The organism is Streptomyces sp. NPDC091289, assembly GCF_044757365.1.
Classification (GTDB): Bacteria; Actinomycetota; Actinomycetes; order Streptomycetales; family Streptomycetaceae; genus Streptomyces.
In genome coordinates, this window is record NZ_JBIVUT010000036.1 from 1 (window position 1) to 20,833 (window position 20,833).

Below are 20,833 nucleotides of genomic sequence, written 5' to 3' on the forward strand. Positions count from 1 at the left end.
GGGGGGGGGGGGGGGGGGGGGGGGGGGGGGGGGGGGGGGGGGGGGGGTGGGGGGGTGGGGGGGGGGGGGGGGGGGGGCGCCGCCCGGGGGGGGGGCGGCGCCACGGTCAGCGGTGGTGAGTCGTGCGGGTCAGCCGTTGTGGCCGGACGCCGCCGAGCGGCGGCGCAGCACGAGCGTGCCCGCACCCGCGAGCAGCGCGGCCCCGGCCACCGAACCGGCCAGCACCGTGGTGCTGTTGTCGCCGCTGCCGGCGATGCGCTCACCGGCGGCGACGCCTCCGCGCGGGGTGACCGCCGGAGCGGCCTCCTCCGGGCCGGCCTCCTTCGGCGCGGGTGTCGGGCGGTCGCCCGCCGCCACGCCTCCGCGCGGGGTCACCGCCGGGGCGGCCTCCTTCGGGGCGTCCGCGGCGGCCTTGCTCCGCTCCGGGGACGGCGCGGCCGAGGCGGGCTCCGACGGCTTCGGGGAGGCGTCGGCGAAGGCGGCGGTGGACGGGACCAGCACCGCGCCGGCCGCGACAGCGGCGAGGACGGCGGCACGCAGGGTGAGGCGAGAGGTGAAAGCGGTCATACGGATGGCTCCATTCCATACTCGGCCCCGTGACGGTCCCGGATGCCGGTTCGCACCGGGGAGACGGGGCATGCCGCCAGGCTGGCGTGGAGATATGAAGAAGCTGTCAGAACGCTGTGGTCATCCCATCAGGGGCGTCTGATCAGGGGCGTCTGATCAGACGGGCATCCGATCAGGGGCCGGAAGGTTCCGTTCCGGAGGGCAGTCGCAGGACGAACGTCGACCCCTCGCCCTCGGTGCTCGTCGCGTCCACCGTGCCGCCGTGGGCCTCGACCAGCTTGCGGACGATGGCCAGGCCCAGGCCGCTGCCTCCCGTGCGGCGGCTGCGGGACTTCTCGGCGCGCCAGAACCGGTCGAAGACGTGCGGGAGATCCTCGGCCGGGATGCCGGATCCGGTGTCCTTCACCTCGATCACCACCGTCCCGTCCCCGCCGTCACCGCGGTCAGACGCGTACGCACGCAGCGTCACCCGCCCGCCCTCCGGTGTGTGCCGTACGGCGTTGGACACCAGGTTGCCCACCGCCTGCCGGAGCCTGACCGGGTCCGCGCGCAAGGCGGGTTGCGGTCCCGGGCCCGGGGCTGGTTCCGGGTCCGGGGCGGCGGCCGTGACGGCGAGTGTGACGCCCGCGTTCTCCGCCCGCGCCTGGTGGGCGGCGGCGACCTGGTTCAGCAGCTCCCGGGCCTCGACGTGTTCGGGGTGCAGCCGCAGCACCCCGGCGTCGGCCGCTGCCAGGTCCTGGAGGTCATCGATGATGTGCTGGAGCAGCACGGCCTCCTCCAGGAGGGAGGAGACGAACGCCGGGTCGGGGTCGGCGAGTCCGTCCTGGGCGGCCTCCAGCCAGCCCCGGATGTTGCTCAGCGGGGTGCGCAGCTCATGGGCGACGTCGCTCACCATCGCCTTGCGCTGCTCCTCCAGCCGCGCCCGGTGCGCGGACATGTCGTTGAACGCCGCGGCCAGCCGCCCGACCTCGTCGTCACCCGACACCGGCACCGACTCTGGCTGCTCCCCGTCCCGCATCCGCTGCGCCGCTCCCGTCAGTGCGTGCAGCGGGCGTACCAGCCGGGCTCCCGCGAACACCGAGGCGCCCACGGTGAGGGCCAGCACGAGCGCCGCGGCACCGGCGATCCTGGCCGTGTTCGCGGGGGAGAGGTCGAACCCGGGCAGGGTCGCGCCGCCCTCGTCGCCGATGAAGAGGAGGGCCGGGGAGGCCACGTACGAGCTGAGCTGTTCGCTCCGGGCCGTGCCCACGCAGGACGCGATCGCCCGGTCGTTCTCCCCGGTGCGCTCCGGCGGCACGACGGACGGCGCGTCCTCCCTCGCGGGGGCGTCGCGCGGCGTCGGCTCCGGCACCGGACGCGGCGCCAGCGGCCCGGCCCCGCCCGGCACTTCCGCGGGGGCCGGATCACCCCAGGACAAGTCGTTGTTCAGCTTGACGCCCTCGCGGCCCTGGCGCTCCAGACAGGCATCGGCCAGCTCGGTCAGCGCGTCGAGCGCCTTCTGTTCCGAACGGGTGGGGGTGTCCAGCGCGGCCAGATCGCACCGGGTGCTCAGCGCGCGTTCGGGATCGTTGCCCACGATCTGCACCCGGGGCCGGCCGCTCGCGCCGACCACCACGTCCGAGGCGATCCCGGCCCGGTTCAGGCACTCCACCTTGGCGTCGGCGGTCCGCCGCAACGCCCTGCTGTCGGCCGCCGACAGCAGGAACGGCCCCACCGCGCGGGGGTCGATCCGGTCGGCCGCCGTGCCCTGCCCGTCGGCGCCGCGCGCCGCCAGGACGGTGTCCACGGACAACGGGTCGACCACGGCGGACGCCTGCGGCGGGAGCGCCGGGGCGGTCTCCCCGGTGGCGGAGTCGGCGAGCGGCTGCCGGCTCTGCGTGGTCAGGGCGACCCTGCGGCCCGAGTCCCGGGCCAGCTCCCGTACCGTCGCACCGACCCCGTCCCAGGTCGGGTTGCGGGCCGCGTAGTCCAGCAGGGTGTCGTAGATCCGGGCGTCCGCGGTGAGGTTCTGCCCCTGCTCCTGCTTGATCGCGCCCGAAGTGGTCTGCACGGCGATCCAGGCGGTGGCCGCCACCGAACACGCGGCCACCAGCGCCGAAACGGCCAGCAGCCGCCCCAACAGGCTCCGGCGCAGCGGCAGCCGCGCCCGGCCCGGCCGCTCCGCCCGGTCCGGCCGCTCCGCCCGGACGCCGTGACCGCGCGTCCTACGCACGCCGGGCCGCCTTCGCCGGGTCGGTGAGTTTGTAGCCGACGCCGAAGACCGTGAGCAGCCGCTCCGGCCGCCGCGGGGCCCGTTCGATCTTCTTGCGCAGGTTCATGACGTGCACATCGACGGTCCGGGCGCTGATGTAGCGGTCGAACCCGTGGAGTTCCTCCAGCAGCCGCTGGCGGCTGAACACCCGGTCCGGTTCCGCCGCCAGAGCCGCCAGGATCCGGAACTCGCCCGGCGTGCACTCCACCGTCCCGCCGCCCACCGACACCTCGTGCCGCTCCGGGTCGACCACGAGGGCGCCGACGCGCAGGACCGGGTCCTCGGCCACCACCGGCTCCGGGGCGGCGGGCCGCCGGGTCCGCCGCAGCAGGGTGCGGACGCGGGCCATCAGCTCGCGCGGGCTGTAGGGCTTGGTCATGTAGTCGTCGGCGCCGAGGTCGAGACCGAGCAGGAGATCGTCCTCGGTCGAGCGGGCGGTCAGCATCAGCACCGGCAGCTCACGGTCCTCGGCCCGCAGCACCCGCACCACGTCCAGGCCGTCGGCCCGGGGCATCATCACATCGAGCACCAGCAGGTCGGGCTCCTGGTGCCGGACGGCGTCGAGCGCGGCGAGGCCGTCGCCCACGATCCGTACGGCGTGTCCTTCCCGTTCCAGATAGCGGCGTACGAGCTCGGCCTGCTTCTCGTCGTCCTCGGCAACTATGACGTCTGCGCACACGCCCCCGATCGTAGAGCGGCGGGACTACAGTGCGAGGCCGGGGCGGGTTCCGGAACACGGAAGCCGGGAAGGGAACCGGCGCGTTCGCCTGCGCGAGGGTGGGTCGTACCGGTGGAAGGAGACGGGTTTGAGCAGCCTCGGTACCGACGGCGGCGGAGCGGCGCACCACACGGCGTACAACACGGTGTCGGGGGACGCCGTCATCGTCGGGCCCGTCCTGATGGCGAACCACATCGAGGGTCTGCGGATGCCGGAGGCGCCCCCTGCCGTCCCGCCGAGCCAAGGGCCTCCGCCCAGCCGGGTGTTCGTCAACCGGACGAAGGAGCTCGCCGGTCTGCGGGACGCCGCCGTGGCCCTGGCAGGTGAACCGGAGCCGGGGATGCTGCTCGTGACCGGCGTCGGCGGGGTCGGCAAGACGCAGCTCGTCGCCCAGAGCGTGGTACGGGAGCTGAAGGGGCTCTTCCCGGAGGGGCAGCTCTACGTCGACCTGGAGGACCTCCGCCGGGACGGGGTGGTCGATCTCGCCGCGGTCCTCGGCCAGTTCCTGCGCGCCCTCGGGGTCAGCAAGGACTATGTGCCCGCCGGACTCGCCGAATGCACGGCGCTCTTCCGCAGCGTCGCCGCCGGGAAGCGGCTCCTCGTGATGGTGGACAACGCCCAGCACGCCCCGGAGGCCCGGGCGCTCGTGCCGCCGCAGGGGCTGCTCGTGGTGATCGCCCGCAGGGCCCTGCCGTCGCTGCTGATGGACGGGGCTGTGCTGATCGGCGTCGACCCGCTCGACGAGGCCGCGGGGACGGAGCTCGTACGCCGCTGGCACGCGGACGCCGACGAGGAGACCGCCGCCGATGTCGTACGGCTGTGCGCGGGGCACCCCCTGGCGCTGCGGGCCGCTGTGGAGTGGCTGGCGGCACGGCCCCATCTGACCCTCGACGACGTGGTACGTGATCTGACGGCAGCCGGGCGGCCCGGAGCGGGCGCCGACGGCGTACGGGAGGAGAGGGCGGCGGCCATGGGTGCGCGCGAGGGATCTCAGGAGGGCGGGGGCGGCGTGGGCGAGGCGGTCGACGCGGTGCTGGACTCGGTGGTCGCCGAGGTGTCCGAGCACACCCGGCAGCTCTATGACCTGCTCGGAATCCTGCCCGGCACGACCGCCACCACGGATCTGCTGCGGGCCGCCGGTGCGGTCCGGGTCGACGAGGCGCTCGGCGAGCTCCTCTCGTCCCGGCTCGCGGTTCTGGTGGAGTCGCCGGACCGGCCCCGGCGCTGCCGGCTGCACGACGTGGCGCGTTCCCATGCCCGGCTGCGCGCACGGGCGTTGCCCGAGGAAGTGCGGCGGTCCGTCCTCCGGCTCGCCGTTGACTACTACCGCGACGCGGCGGCGCACGCGGACGGCTTGGTGCTCGGTGACCGCTTCAGGATCCAGCCGCCGCCGGTCCGGACCCTGGCTCAACTCTCGGCGAAAGAACCACTGTTCGTGAGGCGGTCCGACGCACTGGACTGGCTGGACGCCGAACGCGTCAACCTGGAGTACGTCGTTCGCACGGCGGCGGAGCACGCGTGGTACGAGGACGTGTGGCGGCTGTGCGAGTCGCTGTGGGCGCTCTACCACAGCCGCAAATATCTCGCCGAATGCGTCGCGACCGCCCGCCTCGGCATCGAGGCGGCCCAGCACGGTTCCCGTCCCGACGTGGAGATCCGGATGCGTAACCAGGTGGCCCGTGCCGCGTACGAACTGGGCGACCTCGACCACGCGGACGCCGAACTGACCGCCGCCACCGACCTGCTGGGCCTGGCCGCCGACCCGCGGCTGAGCGGCGTGGTGTGGGAGACCCGCGGTCTGATCGCCCTCGCTCGCGAACAGCCCCATGAGGCACGTGAGTTGTTCGAACGCGCGCTGGAGGCCAACCGCGCGGTGCCGGACCCGCACGGGGTCGCCGTGCAGAGCTACAACGTCGCTCAGGCGCTGGCGGCCGACGGGCGGTGGTCCGCCGCCCTCGACGTCCTGGACGCGGCGGCCGACGTCGCCCGGGCCGCCGGCGACGATCCCATGCTGCCGCGGATCGACCTGGTACGCGCCCGTGCCTTCGCCGGACTCGGCGAGCCGGACCGGGCCGTGGCCGCGGCGGTCGCGGCGGCCGACGGCGCGGCGGAGCTCGGGCAGCTGGCCAAGTTCGACCAGGCACTCGCGCTGCTCGCCTCGCTGGCCGAGCGGGCCGAGGAAGAACCCTTGCGGGCCGCGTACGAGGAGAAGCTGCGGGCGTTGCGGCAGTCGATGGGGCTGAGGCCGCCGGCGGACGGCTCGGGCTGAGACCAGGCCCGCCGGCCTCTGCCGCCTCTGCCGCCTCTCCCGCCTCTCCGGCCTTTCCGCCTCCCCTTCTTCTCCCTCTCCTTCTCCTTCTCCCTGTTTCCGTTCCTCTTCTCCTTCCGGAGCCATGTTGTCCTCGGTGTCATCGCTGCTGAGCCGCCCGTCCGGCTGGCTCCGTCGTTCCGGCCGGACGGCCGCGTCCCGCTGGAACACCTACGACGCGCCGAAGGCTGAGGTGCTCGGAGTGGCCCGGACGCTCACGTCCGCCACCCGGGTGGCGGACGTGATGCATCTGCTGCGCAGGGAGGACGGCATCGAGAAGTACTACACGGTCAATCCGGGATCGGCCTTCGGCGACGGACTCGACTCCTACCTCTCCGGCCTCGGGGGCCATGTGCTGAGCTGGAAGGAGGCGACCCGGCGCCACTTCGATCTGGCCCTGAGCTGTTCGGTGCATCCGACGATGCGCCGGCTCGACGCCCCGCTGATGGTGCTGCCGCACGGCGCCGGGTACAACCGCCTCGTCACCGAGTCGACGGGCGACGCCCTCGCCCCCGCCGGGCTGTCGCGCCGGGAACTGATGTGGCGGGGAAAGGTCGTCCCGGAAGCGATCGGCGTCTCCCACCAGGAGCAGATCGACCGGCTCACCGAGATCTGCCCCGAGGCGGCGCCGTACGCCCTGGCCGTCGGCGACTGGTGCTTCCAGCGCATCACCGAGAGCATGTCCCAGCGGGACCGGTACCGCTCGCGGCTGGGCGCGGTCGACGGGCGGCGGCTGGTCGTCGTGCACTCCACCTGGAGCGAGCACTCGCTGCTCGGGCGCCATCCGGAGCTGCCGCTGCGGCTGGTCACCTCGCTCCCGGCCGACGAGTTCGCGGTCGCGGCCGTCTTCCACCCCAACGTGTGGGCCCGGCACACCCGCGCCGGTGTGCTGGAGCGACTCAGGCCCGCGATGAACGCCGGGCTCATGGTCATTCCGCCGCAGGAGGGCTGGCGGGCCGCGGTGGTGGCCAGCGACTGGGTGGTCGGCGACCACGGCAGTACGTCGTTCTACTCGGCCGCCGCGGACCGCGTCACGCTGCTCGCGGCCACCGGCCTCGACGAGCTGGACCCGCTCTCTCCCGCCGCCGCCTTCGCCCGCGGCGCGCCGCGCCTGGACCCCGACGGGGACGTCCTCGCGCAACTGCTGGACGCGGCGCGCCGGCACGACCCGGCGACGCTGCGGCCCGTCGTCGACCGACAGCTCGCGTCGGTCGATACCTCCGGTGAGGTGACGCGGGCCCGGATGTACAAGTTCCTTGCCAAGCACGGGGTGCGGGTGCCCCCGGACGTGCCGCGGCCCCTCCCCGTACCTGAGCCAGAACCGGAGCGACGGGCGCAGGTCACGGCGTACGACGTGACAGGGGCCCACGACGCCGGGGGCGTCGAGATCCAGCGGCGGCCCCTGGTCGAGGGGCACCACACCCGGGCGCTCGGCTTCTACGCCGTCACCACCGAGGAGAACCACCCCCACTGGCCCGACGCCGCGGAGGTGCTGGCCCGTACGGTCGCGGACGCGGAGGTGGCCGCGCTCGACTGGATCGCGGACGCGGCCCTGCGCCACGAGAACCTCAACGTCCTGGTCGCCCGGCTGGACGAGACCCGCTGCCTCGTCCAGCTGCGCGGCGGGCGGCAGTTGGAGGCGCGCACCGAACGCGCCTGGGGGGCCCGGCGGCCCGCGCTCGACCCGGTGCTCCTGGGCTCGGCCGTGAACCTGTGGCTGACCGACCTGGAGCGGTCGAAGGACCTGACGGACGGACTGACACTCCGGACCGGGGAGTGGAGCGTCCGGGTGGCCTTCACCCCGCCGACTCCGATCCTGTGATCAAAGATGCGTGAACAGGGCCCAAGGGTTCACGGAACCTCCTTATAGTGGTTCCGCGTTGATCGTATGGTCACAACGCGCGAAGCCGTCGCCACTGGAGTCCGTACGATGCCGAACCCCTCGTCCGCCACGCCCGCGTCCACGGCCGGTGCCGGCGGAGGCTGCCCCATGGGCGCTGGCAAGGGAGCCGTCGCGCTCGGCGGGCCCGGCTTCCCCACCGAACCGCAGGTGCTCTACCGGTCGATGCGGCGCGAACACGGGCCCGTCGTCCCGGTCGAGCTGCCCGGCGGCTTTCCCGCCTGGCTGGTGATCGGCTACCGGGAACTCCACCAGGTCACCAGCGACGGCGAGTTGTACCCCCGGGACGTCTCGCTGTGGAACCAGTGGGAGAACATCCCCGCCGACTGGCCGCTGCTGCCCATGGTGGGGACCCCCATGCCGTCCATCTACTTCACCGCCGGGGCCGAGCACCGGCGGCACGTCGACATGGTCGTACCGGCGCTCGAAGGGGCGGACCCCTTCGAGATCCGGCAGCACTGCGAGCAGTTGGCCGACCGGCTCATCGACGCCGTGTGCAGCCGGGGCACCGCCGACCTGGTCGCCGAGTTCGCCGAGCCGCTGCCCGTCCTCGTGCTCGCCCGGCTCGTCGGCTTCCCCGACGACGAGGGCGCCGACATCGCCCGGGTGCTCAAGGACCTCGCCGACGGCGGACCCGGGGCCCAGCAGGCGCACCAGCGCTTCGGCGAACACATGCACCGGCTCGTCGCGGCCAAGCGGGCGGTGCCCGGCGACGACGTGACCTCCCGGATGCTCGCCCACCCCGGACCGTTCACCGACGAGGAGTACGCGCTCGACCTGATGGCCGTCACGGCGGCCGGGCACCTGACCACCGCCGACTGGATCAGCAACTCCACCCGGCTGATGCTCACCGAGGACCAGTTCGCCGACGCCCTGTCCGGCGGCCGGCACAGCGTCGCCGAGGCCATGAACGAGGTGCTCTGGGAGGACGGTCCCACCCAGATCCTGGCCGGCCGCTGGGCCGCGCGCGACACCCGGCTCGGCGAACAGCACATCGCCCGCGGCGACATGCTGCTCCTCGGCCTCGGCGCCGCCAACGCCGACCCCCACATCCGGCAGCAGGTCACCGCCTCCGCCGTCCGCTCCGGGCAGGGTGGCAACAGCGCGCACCTGGCGTTCAGCCACGGTGAGTACCGCTGCCCCTTCCCGGCCCAGGAGATCGCCGAGATCATCGCCCGGACCGGCATCGAGGTGCTGCTGGACCGGCTGCCCGACCTCGAACTGGCCGTCCCCGCCGCCGAACTGGTCCGCCGGCCGTCCGCCTTCCTGCGCGGCACGACCGCGCTGCCCGTCCGCTTCACCCCCGTACGCACGACAGGAGACGCGTTGTGAACTGCCCGCACGCCGAAGCCGCACCAGCAGACCCGAGCGCCGGGACCATCACCATCGACCCGATGGTCCAAGACCTGGACGGCGAGACCGCACGGCTGCGCGACGCCGGGGTCCTCGCCCGGATCGACCTGCTCGGTGTACCCGCCTGGACGGTCACCCGGCACGCCGAGGGGCGCCAACTCCTCGTCGATCCCAGGCTGGTGAAGGACATCGACGCCTGGGGGCTGTGGCAGAGCGGAGTGGTGACACGTGCATGGCCGCTGATCGGCATGATCGACGCCGGGCGGTCCATGTTCACGGTCGACGGATCCGAGCACCGGCGGCTGCGCACCAAGACCTCCCAGGCGCTCACCCCGCGCCGGCTCGAAGCGATCCGCCCGGACATCGAGAAGTTCACCGAGGAGCTGCTGGACGCCCTCGACGCCGCGCGGGGCGAGGACGGGGTCGTCGACCTGAAGGCGGTGTTCGCCCAGCCGCTGCCGATGCGGGTCGTCGGCATGCTCATGGGGGTCGACGAGTCCCAGCACGCCATGCTGACCAGGCAGTACAAAGCGTTCTTCTCCATGCTCACCCCGCAGGACGAACGCCTCGCGCTGCTGGCCGAGCTGGACGTCTTCTACACCGACCTCGTACGGGAGAAGACCGCCCGGCCCACGGACGACCTCACCAGCGCGCTGATCCTGGCCGAGGAGGGCGGCGAGCCGCTCACCGAGGAGGAGGTGGTGGGCAACCTCAAGGCCATGGTCGCCGCCGGGCACGAGACCACCATCGGCCTCGTCCTCAACGCCGTGCGCGCCCTGCTCTCCCACCCCGACCAGCTCCGCAAGGTGCTCGCCGGAGAGGCGGGCTGGGACGCGGTCATCGAGGAGACGCTGCGCTGGGACACCCCCACCACCCATCTGCTGATGCGGTTCGCCACCGAGGACATAGCCGTCGGCGGCGACGTGATCCGCAAGGGCGAGGGAGTCGTCATCTCCTACCGGGCCATCGGCCGCGACACCGAGCAGCACGGCCCCGACGCCGACGCCTTCGACATCACCCGGCCCACGCGGGGCCGCCACATGACCTTCGGCCACGGCCCGCACATCTGCCCCGGCGCGGCCCTGTCGCGCGTCGAGGCGGGCATCGCACTGCCCGCCCTGTTCGGGCGCTTCCCCGGACTCCGCCTCGCCATTCCGGACGAGGAGATCACCAAGCTTCCGGTGATGACACAGAACGACATGGCCGCCTTCCCCGTCCTCCTGGACTGACGGCGCGGTCGGCGGGCGGGGGAGCGGCCGTATGCCATCAGGACCGGCAGGACCGGGGTTCCTGGCGCTCGCGCCGCACCGCTCCGGCACGGCCTCCCTCCTGTCCGACGCGGCGCGCCGGCGCGGCATGGAGGTGACCGTGCTGCCCGCCGGCGGAGTCCCCGATCGGTACCGGGGAAGGCGGGACGGGCACTACTACGGAGGCCCGCGCTTCGCCGACCGCGTCGCCGGTCCGCTCGGCGTGGCGCTCCTGGAGCCGCACGACGGGTGGCTGGACGCCCTTCCGGCCGCTTTCACCGGCCGGAGCGTCCGCCGGATGCCCCTTTCCGAGGCCCGCCGCCGCACCGGCCCGCTCTTCGTGAAACCGCCCACCGACAAGAGCTTCCCCGCCGCCGTCCACCCGGACGGCGCCTCCCTCCCGCCACCCCCGCCGGGCTCCGGCGACCCGCTCGTCCAGGTCAGCGAAGTCGTCACCTGGGAGGACGAGTTCAGGCTCTTCCTGCTCGACGGCGAGATCCGCACCGGATCCCAGTACGCCCGGTACGGGCAGCTCGACGCGGCCCCGCTGGCGGGCCACCCCCGGGAGGCCGCCGTACGCGCCTTCGCCCACCGGCTCACCGAGGAGTGCGGGCACACCCTGCCCGGAGCCGTCGTCGTGGACGTCGGGCGGATGAGCCGGCCCGGCCGCACCGCCGACTGGGCCGTCGTCGAGGCCAACATGGCCTGGTTCAGCACCCTGTACGCCGCCGACCCCGATCGCGCCCTGGACGTGGTGCTCCGCTCGGCGGGCCCCGGCGGCCCGGTCCGCGAACGGGACCTGGCGTTCCGGCGGGCCCGGCCATAGTCCACAAGACCCCGGTTGCAGCCCGCAAGATCCTGGTTGCCGAAGATTCAACCGTGGTAACTTCGCGTTCAGCCATGTGAGTTGGACCGACTGGGCGGGGGATGGTCGGCGATGAACGCTGTCCCGCACGGGCACCTGGGACCGGACCTGGCACAGACCCTGGTCGATGAGCTGACCCTGCTCGAATGCGTCAAGGACCGGACCCAGCGGATCGAGTTCGTGGGCGCCGTGGCGTACCGGCTCGACATCGAACTGACCTACCCGGACAGCACCCCCCGCATCGACATGATGCATGTGGTCCGCAAGGTGATCCACCGGCCCGGCGGCCCCGAGGCGCTGATCTACGCGATCCGCGCCGTCTCCGGCAAGGACGACGCCGAGCGGATCGCCGCCGAGGCGGGCATCCGGACCGAGGACGAGCGGCCGCGCCCCTGGCCCGCGCCCGTCTTCGCCGACAGCGTCGCCCGCGAGGCACGCCGACTGCTCGGCGAGGCCGCCGACATCGACGGCGCACAGCTGCGCGCCCTCCTCGCCGAGGAGCTGCCCGGGGAGTTCCCGGACAGCGGAACACCGGCCGAACTCTTCGACCACGCACAGGACATGGCCGCCCGTGCCGACGGGCTCCCGGCCGCCGTCGTCCTGGTCGAGGCAGTCGCCGTCCTCGCCGCCGAGCGAGGCACACCGCTGCGCCGATGGGTGGACCGGTGGGCGGTGGGAGACCCCGCCGCTGCCGCCGGGGACGCCCGGGCCGGGATCCCCGGCGCCCCGGAGGCGCTCGCCGGCTGCCGGCAGCGCCTGGAGCGGCCCGCCGCCCCCGACCCGGCCGTCCCCCGGTGCCTGGTCGTGATGGTCGATCCGGCCCGGGACGGTTCCCCGGACGTCTTCGTCCGGCACTGGATCAACAGGGCCCCCGGCTACTGGCGGCCGGAACCGGGCACCGTGGAGACCGTCACCCTGGACACCCTGGCCGGAGCGGTCGAACGCGCCGTCGAGCGGGGCGAGGCGCTGTGGGCCGACAGCCCCGCAATCGGCGAACAGGTTCCGGTCCATGTCGAGTTCCTGCTGCCCTTCGACCTGCTCAACCACGACATGGCCCGCCTGGAACTGGGTACCAGAGCCCCGAGGCCCTGGCCGATCGGCATGCGCTACCGGGTCCATCTGCGCAGCCTGGACCGGATGCGCGGCGACGCCGGGCAGTTGCGCCGCTGGCAGGCCCGCTGGGACCGGCTGCGGACCGCGCCCGCCCCGGCCACCCACCGCTGGAAGGCCGCGGACCGGCACGGCTTCGAGCGCTGGCGTGCCCACCTCGCCGGCGACGACTCGCTCACCGCGGTCATCCTCGACGCCCCCGCGGTCCAGGGACACGGCCTGGAGGCGCTGCAGACCGCCGTCGTCGAGGGCATCGGTCTCGCCGCCTGGGACCGCAGGCCGGAGGGCACCTCGCAGTCCAGCGAGCTGCTCACCCTGCTTCTGGGGCATCCGTACGTACAACTGCCGGAAACCGTGAACAGGTTGAGGATGGGGGCGGAGATCGAGGAGGACGGCCCCCTATGGGTGGGCAGGCACATCGCGTTCTTCTGGGACGACCCGTACCGACTGGTCGATCGTGAGGAGTTGTTGTCGGCATGACCGGACAGACCCCTGCCGGACCACCGTCGCCGCCGCCCCCATGGTGGGTCTTCCACGCGACCGGGAAGGCGCCCGGGGGCGAGCCGCCGGAGCTGCCCGCGCCGCCGCCCTGGCGTACGTTCCCCGGCGGACCGGTCCAGCCGCCCCCGCCCGAGGACGACCGCGCCGCCGAGCGCCGCCTCGGCCGGATCCAGGACGGCCCGCAACTGCGCCGCGAGGAGATCGACGCGGTCAACGCGGCCCTGCTGCTGCGCCGCCCCCTGCTCATCACCGGCCCACCGGGCGTCGGCAAGTCCACCCTGGCCTATCTGATCGCCCGTGAGCTGGGGCTCGGCCGGGTCCTGCCCTGGAGCGTCGTCAGCCGCAGCACGCTCAAGGACGGCCTGTACGCGTACGACGCCATCGGTCGCGCCCAGGCCATCGCGGCCTGGCGGGCGGCCGGGGCCGCCGACGCGGACACCGGCGAAGCCGGCGACCGAACTCCGGTCGCGGGTGGTGAAAAGCCGCCCGCGCTGGGCGACTTCGTCACCCTCGGCCCGCTCGGCACCGCCCTGCTCGCCTACGAACGCCCCCGGGTACTGCTCGTCGACGAGCTGGACAAGAGCGACATCGACCTGCCCAACGACCTCCTGCACGTCCTGGAGAACGGCAGCTACGAGATCCCCGAACTCGTGCGCAGCAATGAGGAGTCGGCGACCGTGTTCACCGACGACCCGCGCGGCACGGCGAGTGTCGAGGGCGGCCGGGTCGAGTGCGCGCAGTTCCCCGTCGTGGTCATCACCAGCAACGGCGAACGGGAGTTCCCCGCCGCGTTCCGCCGCCGCTGCCTTCCCCTGGAGATGGAACCCCCGGGCCGCGAGCAGCTGATCGGCATCGTCGTCAGCCATCTGCGACAACGCCCCGAGGGCGTCGAGGCGCTGGTGGACGAGTTCGAGAACCGGCTGCGCGGCGGCGGCACCCAGTCGATCGACCAGTTGCTCAACGCGGTCCAGCTCACGACCGCGGGCGGTTTTCAACCCGATGCCGACGGGCGTAAACTCGTCGAGATGCTCCTCCGAGACCTCTCGAAGGGCCGCTGATGAACGGCTTGCCCAGGGAGCGCGCTCCGGACCCCGCGTCCGTGCCGGCCGGCTCCCCCGATCGCGCCACCGGCGACCGACCCGAGGACGGCGGCCCGGACGACTCGGGCGGGGCCGACTGGACGGAGCTCGCCGACGCCGCCTGGCTCGCCGCCGCCCGGCTCGACGCCCTCCGCACCGCCGGGACCGCCCCGGACCGGTCTCCCCATCCCGTACGGCGTCCTGACGCGCCCCGCACCGCCCACACGTCGCCCGGCGGCCCGCCGCCCGCCGAAGCCCCGGACCCCCCGCTCGCCCCGGTCCCCGACCCGCCGTCCCACCCCGGTCCCGACCCCGCGCCCGACACCGTGCACGGGGTCTCCGGACTGCCGGGGCCACCGGCGTACGAGCGGGAGATCCGGACCGTCCAGGAGCGCACGCGCACCGGCCCCGACCGGCTGCCGGGCCCTGGAAGCCGGGCCGTGCGGACGGCACCGCTGCGGCTGGCCAGGTCCCTGCGCGGGCTGGGCCGGCGGGTGCCCACCGGCGGTCGGAGCGCCCTGGACGAGGAGTCCACCGCCGAGCACGGGCTCACCGACGGGCTGTGGATCCCCTACTTCCTCCCCGACCGCGAGCGGGCGTTCGACCTGGTGCTCCTCGTCGACCGGGCCCCCACCATGCCGCCGTGGCACGGCACCGTCCGGCAGATCGCCGACGAGGCCACCCGCAGCGGGGCCTTCCGCGATGTCCGCACCGTCGGGGTGACCCTGCCCACCGCCGACGGAGACGCCGCGCTCCGCTGGCCCGGCGGACGCGACGGCGACCCCGCCGAACTGCTCGACGGCCGGAGCTCGCGGCTCTTCCTCGTCGTCACGGACGGACTCGCCCACGGCTGGGCGGGCACGGGGGCCGACCGGTTACTGGAACGGCTCGCCTCGGGCGGGCCCACCGCGCTCGTCCACCTCCTGCCGCCCTACCTGCGCCACCGCTCCTCGCTGTTCCCCTTCCGCGCCCAACTGGACGCCGGCGGCTTCGGCGCGCCGAACCGGCGCTTCCACTGCCGCCCGCCGCTCGGCGCCCACGACCCCGTCCGCCCGCTGCCCGAACCGGACGACGACACCGTGCCCGTACCGGTGCTCAGCGTGCGCGCCGGGTCCTTCCGCGCCTGGGCCGACCTGGTGACCGGCGAACGCGGGGTGCGGCGAACGCTGCCGGTCGTCCTGGCGGGTGCGATGGCCAAGGGGGCCTCCGCCCCCGGGCTGCGCACCCCGGTCGTCGACGGCCCCCGGGCGGCGGCCGCCGCCGTACGCCGGTTCCGCTCGCTCGCCAGCCCATTGGCGCGGCAGCTCGCCGTGCTGCTCGCCCTCGCCCCGCTGGACTTCGCCGTCATCGACGAGCTGCGCGACGTGGCCCTGCCGGACGCCGGGCCCGAACACCTCGCCGAGGTCATGATGGGCGGGCTGATCGACTGGGACACCGACGCCGAGGGCGGGCCCGACTTCGCCGACGACGTACGCGAAGCGCTGCTCGCCACCAGCACCAGGACCCAACTCGCCCGCACCGTGGGCCTGCTGGCGGAGCTGCGTACGGGGCAGGGCCACGGCGCGCGGCTCCGCGCGGCCCTCCACGACCCGGTGCGCACCGCCCTCCCCGGTGCGGAGCCCGGGGCCCGCCCCTGGCTCCGGATCGAACTGGCCGTCCTGCGAGCGCTGGCGGGCCCTTACGCCGGCCGGGCCGCCAGGGTGGCCACCCGCCTGGTGGGCTCGTCGGGCGGCCCGCCTGCCCGGCCGGGTGAGATCGGTGCGGAACCGATGAAAAACGCCGCGAATTGGGCAAAGCTGCCACCGGACAGCGTCGTTTCACCAGGAGGACCCGTGCCGCCCACGACACCCCCAGCAGCTGACACCTCGGCACCAGCTGACAACACCGCCCGGAGGGCTCGCGAGGAGATGGAAGTCAAACCGCCGGAAGCACGCGTCGCCCGTTCGGGCCAGCCGAGGATCATGGGCAACGTACCGCCCAAGAATCCCAACTTCACCGGCCGTGAGTCCCTTCTCGCGGCCGTGGAGCGGCAGCTGACCGAGGACGAGACGACGGCGGTCCTCCCGCACGCGCTGCACGGCCTCGGCGGCGTGGGCAAATCGCAGATCGCGGTGGAGTACGTCTACCGCCACAGCGGCGAGTACAACGTCATCTGGTGGATCCCGGCCGAGCAGGAGAGTCTGATCCTGGCCGCGCTCGCCGAGCTGGCGGCCGGCCTCGGCCTGGAGGTCGGGCCGCAGGCGAACACCGCCGTCCCCGCCGTCCGCGAGGCCCTGCGGACCGGCAAGCCCTTTGACAACTGGCTGCTGGTCTTCGACAACGCCGAGGACATCGAGGCGGTGCGCTCGTACTTCCCCAACGGCGGCCCCGGAAAGATCATCGTCACCTCGCGCAACCGGGAGTGGGAACGGGTCGCCACCCCTCTCAGCGTCGATGTCTTCGACCGGGAGGAGAGCATCTCGCTGCTCCAGCGCCGGGCCCGGGGACTGAGCACCCATGACGCCGGCCGGCTCGCCGAGGCGCTCGGCGATCTGCCGCTGGCCGTCGAACAGGCCGGCGCCTGGCACGCGGCCACCGGTATGCCGGTCGACGAGTACCTCCAACTGCTGGACGAACGACGCCCCGAGATCCTCGAACTGGCCCCGTCCCCGGACTACCCGCTGCCCGTCGCCGCGGTCTGGGACATCTCGCTCGGCCGGCTCACCGCCGAGAACCCGGCCGCCCGCCAACTCCTCCAGATCTGCGCCTGCATGGCGCCCGAGCCCATCCCGCTGAACATGCTCCGCGGCGGCCGCAACGTCCAGATCACCCCGGAGCTGGACCGGGTGCTGCGCGACCCGCTGCTGCTCGCCCGCGCCACCCGCGACCTGAGCAAGCTCTCGCTGGTGCGCCTCGACCACAAGGCCGGCACGCTCCAGATGCACCGGCTGATGCAGAACGTGATCGTCGCCCGGCTGGATCCGGAGGAGCGGGAGACGATGCGCAACGCCGCCCACCTGCTCCTGACCACCGCCAAACCCGGGCTGCCCGCCTCACCGGAACAGTGGCCTGCCTACCTCGGACTGCTGCCCCATGTGATCGCCTCCGACGCGGTCGGCAGCTCCGACGGCTGGGTGCGCGACCTGGTGTTCGACATGGTCACCTTCCTCTACTACTGGGGCGCCCACGAGGCGGGCGAGGACCTGACCCGAAGGGCGTGGGAGGCCTGGAGCGAGCAGTCGGCCGAAGAGGACCTGCACGTCATCCGGATCACCAAGATGCTCGGCTTCTACCTCCAGCACCTCGGCCGGATTCCGGAGGCCGCGGCGCTGAGCGAGCAGGCCATGGAGGTCTCGCGCAGCGCTCCGATCCCGGAGGAGGAGCTCATCGACTCGATGCTCCAGATGGCCGGTTCGCTGCGCTACCGGGGCGACTTCGCCGCAGCCCGCGAGCTGAGCGCCGAGGCCTTCGAGCGGTCGGGCGGCCTCTACGGTCCCGAGGACCCGACGACCCTGAACGCGGCCCACAGCTACGGCGTCTCGCTGCGGGTGTACGGCGACTTCCGACGGGCGAAGGAGATCGACGAGGAGACCGCCAGGCAACGCCAGTTGCTCTACGGTCCGACCAGCGGCCTCACCCTCAACACCCTGAGCGCCCTGGCGGTGGACACCCGCGAGGCGGGCGACTTCCCCGGTGCCCGGGTCCTGCAGGAGTCGACGTACCAGACCTACCGGACCCATTTCGGCCCCACCAACGCGGCGACGATCCGGGCCGCGCTGAACCTCGCCATCTGCCGACGCCGGGCAGGGTTCCTGGAGGGGGCGGCAGAGCTGGTCGAGGACATCCTGGAGCGCTTCACCACCCGGTACGGCGCGGAGTACCCGGAGACCCTGGGGGCCGCCCTGGCGGCGGTCGTCGACCGCAGGATCGCGGGCAGGCTGGAGGACTCCCGGCGCCTCGGCCGGCAGATCCTCGACCGCTACCGGGAGATCTTCGGCGAGCACCACCCGTACACCCTGTGCGCCATGGTCAACGTGGCCGCCACCCTGCGGGCCATGGGCGAGGTGGAGGAGGCCGAGCGGCTGGACACGGTCGCGGGGGCCCGGCTCCGGGCGGACCTGGGGGAGCGGCACGTCTACACGCTGGCCGCCGCGCTGGGCCGGGCCAACGACCACTACGCCCGGCTGGACTTCGCGGGCGCCCTGGAGGTGGACAGCGCCACGCTGCCGCTGCTCACCGAAGTGGCCGGCGAGGATCATCCCTTCACCCTCGTCTGCGTCGCGAACCTCTCCCTGGACCAGCGCGGACTCGGCCGCCCGGCGGAGGCGGACCGGCTCAACGCCCGGGCGGTGGAGGGCCTGACGCGAGTCCTGGGGGATCAGCACCCGTGGCGGACCTCGGCCCGTCTGCATCAGCGCATCGAGTACGACGTGCCGGTGATTCCGTTGTGAGGCGACGGACCGGGCCGGGTCTCCGACGCCCGGTCCGGACGGACCACGGGACCCGGCCCGGACCGGCGGGCCGGGAGACCACTGACGGGGGCGACGCATGACCACGGTCATATTCATCCACGGCACGGGCGTGCGGCCACCGCACGCCGCGACCCTGTACGCACGGGTCACGGCCTCGTTCGCCGAGGTCGCCCCGGGCGTGCGGGTCGTGCCGCTCGACTGGGGCGAGCGGTACGGGGCCCGGCTCGCCGCGGGCGGGGCGAGCATCCCGGACGACGGGGCCGGAGCCACCGAACGGGACGCGGAGGGTGACGAGGGGGACGACGGGGCCGCCGCCTGGGAGCGCCTCTACCGCGACCCGGAGGCGGAGCTGGCCCTCGCCGCCGCGCGCGGCCCCTCGGGGGAGATACCGCCGGGGGCGGCCTTCCCCGACGAGGAGTTCCGGGAGCGGCTGGCGGAGCTGGCCGCCCGGGGCGAGGCGGCCGCCCCGGAGCTGGGCCCCGGTCTCGGCGCGCGGGCCGCGGCCCTGGCCCGTAGTCCTCTGCTCGCCCCGGCCGCCGAAGCCGTGGACCCCGAAGCCCTGGCGACGCTCCTGGCCCGTGCGCTGGTCGCCGCCGTGATCGGCGCGGCCCTCGCCGAGGACGCGCCGGTGATCCCCGACGGGGCCACCCGCGACGCCGCCGTGGACCGGATCGCCCAGGAGCTCGGCGGCGCGGCGCCCGGCACCAGCAGGGGGCGCGTGGGCCGCCTGGCCGCCCGGCCCGTGCTGCGGCTCGGCTCCCGTTACGCGGTGCGCCGCCGTGCGGCCCTCACCGGGGCCGCCCATCCGGCGGCGGGCGACGTGCTCACGTTCCTCGTCCGGGGCGGCCCCCTCCGTGCCGCGCTGCGCGAGCTGGCCGCCGCCGTGGAGTCCCCGGTCGTCCTGCTCGGCCACAGCCTCGGCGGGATCATCGCCCTCGACACCCTGATCGAGGCCCCGCTGCCCGGCGTCCGGCTGCTGGTCACGGTGGGCTCGCAGGGGCCGTTCCTGTACGAGACGGGGGCACTGCCCCACCTCGAACACCCTCAGCCGCTGCCCGCCCACGTCCCCGCCTGGCTGAACGTCCACGACCGCCGCGACCTGCTCGGCTTCGCCGCCGCACCGCTGTTCCCCGGCCGGGCCGAGGACATCGCGACCGACAACCGGCAGCCGTTCCCCGCCGCCCACAGCGCCTACTGGACCGATCCGGCCGTCTACCGCGCCATCGCGGAGCGGCTGCCGTGAGCGCGGGCGGTGTCGACCCGGCACGTGTGGTGGCGCTCGTCGTCGGCGTCGAGGCCTATGCGGCGGGCCCGCACTGGACGCTGCCGGGGCCGGTCCGCGACGCGCTGCGCTTCCGGGACTGGCTGCGGTCCACGGGCGTGCCGGACGCCAATATCCTGCTGCATCTCGACCCGGCGGAGGGGACGGACGCCGTCGCCGGTCACCGGGGCGCCGACCACGAGACCCTGCGGCGGGTCCTGGTCCATGAACTGCCCGCCCGGCAGGGGGACGTGCTCTGGGTCTGGTGGGGCGGGCACGGTGTCCTGGACCGGGACGAACACCTGCGGCTCTACTGCGCCGACGCCACGGACGCCGACCGGCGCAACATCGACCTGGAGTCCGCCCGGCGCCGCCTGAGCAGCGATGTCCTGCCCGGCTTCGCGGAGCAGAACTGGGTCGTCGACGCCTGCCAGACCTTCGAGGAGCGCCACCGCCCGGCGGTCACGATCCCCGACGGGAGCCTCCCCGCCGGGCAGCGACAGCGGGTGCACCGGCAGAACGTGCTGCTGGCCGCCGACCGGGGGCAGCGCGCCGCCAACGACCCCGTACGTGGGCTGGGCGTCTTCTCGGACATCCTTCTGCACGAGCTGGCCGCCCTGCCCGGCGGTCCGGCCCCCGACCCGGAGGCGCTCTTCGCGGCCGTCCGGAACCGGTTCGACCGGCTGCGCGCCGAGGCGAGCCGCACCCAGCTCCCCACGCTCCAGCTCCACCGCCCCGGGCAGGCGGAGCATCTGCCCGGCCGTCCGGCGACCCCGCCGCCGACGAACGGAGGTCGCCCCGGACCCGACCGGACGGGCGGCGGGCTGGTCCGGGTGGTCGAAGCGCTCCTCGCCTATCCGCTGATGGGCGACCGCGACGAACGCCAGACGATGGTCGCGGAGCTGGACCCGGTCCTGGTGGCCCGGATGCCGCGGCACGCGGTGCCCCGTACGGACGTCCTGGGCATCCTGCGGACGGTGCGGCGGCGTCCGGAGGGCCCCTGGGACCTCTACCGGGCCGTCACCCTGCTCGACGACGACCCCGGCAGGGCCGCCGAACTGGCGGAAGCCCTGCGGGAGTTCCTGGCCGAGGGCCGGACCGGTCCGCCGGGTCCGTGATCGTACGGCGTGATCGCACGGGTTTCCGGAAGGCGGCTCATTCGTCATGATGGGAAGGGACGGGTGGCATGGTGTGCCGCCGGACCGAAAAGGGGGAAAAGGCC

Annotated in this window: 13 protein-coding genes; 10 read left to right on the forward strand and 3 right to left on the reverse strand. The window is 74.0% G+C overall.

Annotated features, from left to right (window positions below):
* Positions 1-129 precede the first annotated feature (129 nt).
* The 3 genes from ACIQPT_RS34995 to ACIQPT_RS35005 all read right to left on the reverse strand — a co-directional run bounded on the left by ACIQPT_RS34995 (position 130) and on the right by ACIQPT_RS35005 (position 3,497).
* A complete protein-coding gene (locus tag ACIQPT_RS34995) occupies positions 130-567 on the reverse strand; it encodes a hypothetical protein (RefSeq protein ID WP_401162026.1) in 438 nt (145 codons plus the stop codon).
* Positions 568-739: 172 nt separating this feature from the next.
* Positions 740-2,779, reverse strand: a complete 2,040-nt coding sequence (locus ACIQPT_RS35000) for an ATP-binding protein (RefSeq protein ID WP_401162028.1) — start codon at positions 2,777-2,779, stop codon at positions 740-742.
* Positions 2,772-3,497, reverse strand: coding sequence for a response regulator transcription factor (locus ACIQPT_RS35005; protein WP_401162030.1), 726 nt, complete (start codon positions 3,495-3,497; stop codon positions 2,772-2,774). Before ACIQPT_RS35005 ends, ACIQPT_RS35000 begins: the two co-directional genes overlap by 8 nt.
* A 127-nt stretch (positions 3,498-3,624) precedes the next feature.
* Between ACIQPT_RS35005 and ACIQPT_RS35010 the strand changes: the two genes are divergently transcribed.
* The 10 genes from ACIQPT_RS35010 to ACIQPT_RS35055 all read left to right on the forward strand — a co-directional run bounded on the left by ACIQPT_RS35010 (position 3,625) and on the right by ACIQPT_RS35055 (position 20,729).
* Complete coding sequence (locus ACIQPT_RS35010) at positions 3,625-5,805, forward strand: tetratricopeptide repeat protein (protein WP_401162032.1); 2,181 nt, start codon at positions 3,625-3,627, stop codon at positions 5,803-5,805.
* 124 nt (positions 5,806-5,929) lie between these two features.
* Entirely contained in the window at positions 5,930-7,666 is a 1,737-nt protein-coding gene (locus tag ACIQPT_RS35015) for a hypothetical protein (protein WP_401162034.1), read from the forward strand.
* Between the two features lie 108 nt (positions 7,667-7,774).
* Positions 7,775-9,076 (forward strand): cytochrome P450, encoded by a 1,302-nt coding sequence (locus ACIQPT_RS35020; RefSeq protein WP_401162036.1) that lies wholly within the window; start codon positions 7,775-7,777, stop codon positions 9,074-9,076.
* A complete protein-coding gene (locus tag ACIQPT_RS35025) occupies positions 9,073-10,326 on the forward strand; it encodes a cytochrome P450 (protein ID WP_401162038.1) in 1,254 nt (417 codons plus the stop codon). Before ACIQPT_RS35020 ends, ACIQPT_RS35025 begins: the two co-directional genes overlap by 4 nt.
* A gap of 31 nt (positions 10,327-10,357) precedes the next feature.
* Positions 10,358-11,170 (forward strand): ATP-grasp domain-containing protein, encoded by an 813-nt coding sequence (locus tag ACIQPT_RS35030; RefSeq protein ID WP_401162039.1) that lies wholly within the window; start codon positions 10,358-10,360, stop codon positions 11,168-11,170.
* Between the two features lie 111 nt (positions 11,171-11,281).
* Positions 11,282-12,799: a hypothetical protein gene (locus ACIQPT_RS35035; RefSeq protein WP_401162041.1), complete on the forward strand. Its 1,518-nt coding sequence runs from the start codon at positions 11,282-11,284 to the stop codon at positions 12,797-12,799.
* The gene (locus tag ACIQPT_RS35040) at positions 12,796-13,878 is read left to right on the forward strand and encodes an AAA family ATPase (protein ID WP_401162043.1); all 1,083 of its coding nucleotides are present in this window, start codon (positions 12,796-12,798) and stop codon (positions 13,876-13,878) included. Before ACIQPT_RS35035 ends, ACIQPT_RS35040 begins: the two co-directional genes overlap by 4 nt.
* Positions 13,878-18,329, forward strand: coding sequence for an FxSxx-COOH system tetratricopeptide repeat protein (gene fxsT, locus ACIQPT_RS35045; RefSeq protein ID WP_401162045.1), 4,452 nt, complete (start codon positions 13,878-13,880; stop codon positions 18,327-18,329). Before ACIQPT_RS35040 ends, fxsT begins: the two co-directional genes overlap by 1 nt.
* Positions 18,330-18,426: 97 nt before the next feature.
* The gene (locus ACIQPT_RS35050) at positions 18,427-19,593 is read left to right on the forward strand and encodes a hypothetical protein (RefSeq protein WP_401162046.1); all 1,167 of its coding nucleotides are present in this window, start codon (positions 18,427-18,429) and stop codon (positions 19,591-19,593) included.
* On the forward strand, positions 19,590-20,729 hold the full coding sequence (locus ACIQPT_RS35055) for a caspase family protein (RefSeq protein WP_401162048.1): 1,140 nt from the start codon (positions 19,590-19,592) through the stop codon (positions 20,727-20,729). The genes ACIQPT_RS35050 and ACIQPT_RS35055 overlap by 4 nt, the downstream gene beginning before the upstream one ends.
* The last annotated feature ends 104 nt before the right edge of the window (positions 20,730-20,833 follow it).